Below are 3,021 nucleotides of genomic sequence, written 5' to 3'. Positions count from 1 at the left end.
CCATCAGGCGCTCACCAATGGCCCGGCCGGGGTTGTTGCCGCCGAGCGGGAAGGGCAGGGCGACATAGGTCCACTGGTCACCACGGTTGCTGGAGATGTACAGGCGGCCGTTGCCAGCGGACGTGTACATGCCGGCGGCCATGTAGACGCGCTGATCGTTGTTCGGATCGACGGCGATGCTCTCGACGCCGTGGAAACTGGCCTCGGCCGCACCGAAGCCCAGGCCGTCGGTGATGGGCACCCAGGACGACGTCGGCTGGTTCCAGCGGTAGGCGCCACCGATGTCGGTGCGCGCGTACAGCAGGTTGGCGGTGGTCGGATGGAAGACGAGGCCGGTGACGTAGCCGCCGCCGCCCCATTTCGCGCTCGTCCAGGTGGTGGCCCCGGACGGTGCAGGAGCGGGAGCGGGAGCCGGTGCCGGTGCCGGTGCCGGTGCCGGGGCAGGCGCAGGGGCAGGGGCAGGTGCAGGTGCAGGTGCAGGAGCGGGTGCGGGTGCGGGAGCAGGAGCGGGTGCGGGTGCGGGTGCGGGAGCGGGTGCGGGTGCGGGTGCGGGTGCGTCGCCACCGCCGCCGCCGCCGCCACAGCCGGCCACCAGGGTCGCGGTGACGATGGAGAGAACGGTGAGTGGTTTGCTGTACTTCTTCATGATGGGAAACGAGGTTGGGTTCGTTGAGGGCTTGACATGGCGGCGCTGATCACAGGTTGCGCATTACTGGCTTTCACGACACTTCTCTGATCGATGGCCGCAGACAGCGCGATCACGCGACCACACCGCCGCTCATCCGACCCGGCGCCATTGGCGCCTTCAGCCGCGGGCAATGCGCAACGCGCTGGCGTGGCGGCTGGGCATGCGCTCGGGCACGTCGACCTCCAGCGCCTGGGCGGTCTGGCGGAATTTCAGCGGCCCGCCCCCCAGCAGTTCGACCCGGCGCACCGGGCGCGGATCGTGGGCGTTGCCTTGGCGCAGCGAGGCGATCTTCAGCGTGCCCTTGGGTTCGCCCAGCGTCAGCGCGTACAGCGCATCGCCCCGGGTCGTGAAGCGGATGTCCTGCGCCGTGTAGTCCACGTTCTCCTTGAAGGCGCCGCTGGCGGCCTCGGTCGGGCCTTCGCCGTGGATCTTCCACGGCCGCGTGCCGTGGATGGCTTCGGCGTTGAGCTTCATCCAGGCGGCCATCTCGGTCATCAGCAGGTCTGATTCGGCCGTCAGCGTGCCGTCGGCGCGCTGCACCACGTTGAGCAGCATGTTGCCGTTCTTGCTGACGATGTCGCACAGCATCGTGATCACCTGCGCCGGCGTCTTGTAGCGGTCGTGCTCGGAGTGAAACCAGTCGCCGTTGGAGGTGCAGGTCTGCCATGGCAGCGGGTTGATGCCCGGGAGCACGCCACGCTCGACGTCCTGCACGCCCACCTCGGCGATGTACTCGCCCGACCCCAGCGACTTGTGGTTGTACACGGCCTGCATGTCGCCATGGCGGCGGACCGAGGTGTTGAACAGGTGGGCCACCATGGCGCGGCCCACATCGCCGAACGGGATGCCGCCGTCGGAGTACAGCAAGTCGGGTTGGTGGCTGTCGATGAGGTCGATGATGCGGCGGTACCAGATCTCGTGGAACTTCGGGTTGTTGGTGTACCAGTCGCCGCCGCGGTTCAGGTACGGCGTGTTGTGCGGCTCGTGGTAGAGGTCGAAGTTCTCGGGATTGGCGCCGTCATAGGCCACGCCCAGCTTGGGCCAGAACTGGTCGCACTGGTGGCTGGTCCACCACCAGTTGTGACTGGTCGCCAGGTGCTCGGAGACACCGAAGCGCAGCCCGCGCTTGCGCGCGGCGCGGCCCCATTCGCCGACCACGTCGCGCATCGGCCCCATCTGGGTGGCGTTCCAGCGGTGGTGCTTGGAATTCCACAAGTCGAAGTTGTCGTGGTGCACGCCCATCGAGACGAAGTACTTCGCACCCGCCGCCGCGTAGCGGTCCATCAGCGCTTCGGGCTCGAAGCGCTCGGCCTTCCACAGCTTGATGATGTCCTTGTAGCCGAACTCCGACGGGTGGCCGTAGGTCTTCACGTGGTGGTCGTAGTGCGGGTGGCCGGGCACGTACATGAATCGGGCATACCAGTCGCCGCGGCTGGGCACGGCTTGCGGCCCCCAGTGGGACCAGATGCCCAGCTTGGCCTCGCGAAACCACGCAGGGACCGCCGACTTGCGCAGCGACTCGGCAGCGGCCGTGAACGGGCCGGACGCCAGCGGCGGCGGCTTGTATGGGGCGGGCGCCACTGGCGCGCAGTCTTGCGCCTGTGCAATGCGGGCGGCGCCCAGGCCGGCGGCGGCCAGCAGTGGCGTGGTCAGGAAGCTGCGTTTACTCAGGCTTGACATGGGGTTCTCTCTCACTTGGCGTTGTCGACGATGGCCTTGACCAGGTCGGGGAACATTGCGCACCGGTCGTACCAGTACGGCGTTCCATTGGCGGCCGTGGTATCGATATAGCTGGTCGCGTTGGCCGCCGGGGACGCAGCTCAGTGCGTGGGCCTGCCAGCCCGACAGGGACGAGTTGCCGCGGCAGGGCAGGCAGTCATTTCTTGCACAGCTCGCTGATGGCGTTCGGGGCGGTGGCGGTGATCACGCCCAGCCGATAGGGCAGCTCGATGTAGTCGTAGTTCTTGCCCTTTTCCATGTCCAGGCCCTGGAAGAGGAACTTCAGCGGCTGGCAGGGGTCGATGCTCAGAGTCTGATCGATGCCGTCGCGAATCATTTCGCCGTGGGATACGCCTTCGGACCAGATCCGGCCGTTGAACTTGACGTTGTCTGCGCCAGCGAACCTGTTCATCGGGGCGCCGGGAATGGGTTGCCAGGCGCCATCCAGGCGATCCGCCGTCCAGGCGCGGAAATACCGGCCCTTGGGCCCCATCGCCTCGATCAGCGTCAGGTACTTGCTGGTGCCTGTGATCTTGTAGGTGTTGCTGGCCTCGAACATGTCATCGCGCTTTTCCGCCATGACGACGACGGGTTCGGCGAAGCCCTGAGGGAAG

General features: G+C 67.1%; 2 protein-coding genes and 1 pseudogene. All 3 read right to left on the bottom strand.

Features of this window, described 5'->3' with window-relative positions:
* Positions 1-646: pseudogene (locus tag AC1DU6_RS25300) on the bottom strand (dockerin); the annotation flags it as partial.
* A 159-nt stretch (positions 647-805) separates the two neighbouring features.
* Positions 806-2,368: an alpha-L-fucosidase gene (locus AC1DU6_RS25295; protein WP_056194762.1), complete on the bottom strand. Its 1,563-nt coding sequence runs from the start codon at positions 2,366-2,368 to the stop codon at positions 806-808.
* A 196-nt stretch (positions 2,369-2,564) separates the two neighbouring features.
* The coding region (locus AC1DU6_RS25290) for a non-reducing end alpha-L-arabinofuranosidase family hydrolase (protein WP_477860449.1) at positions 2,565-3,021 on the bottom strand (457 nt) is incomplete at its 5' end.

The organism is Roseateles sp. P5_B10 (genome assembly GCF_056400485.1).
Note: the sequence above shows the minus strand (reverse complement) of the source record. Positions and strands in the feature narration are given on the sequence as shown.

Bases quoted from the DNA above. Each gene is read 5' to 3' on its own strand.
- AC1DU6_RS25295 (WP_056194762.1), bottom strand. From the start codon at position 2,368: ATGTCAAGCCTGAGTAAACGCAGCTTCCTGACCACGCCACTGCTGGCC.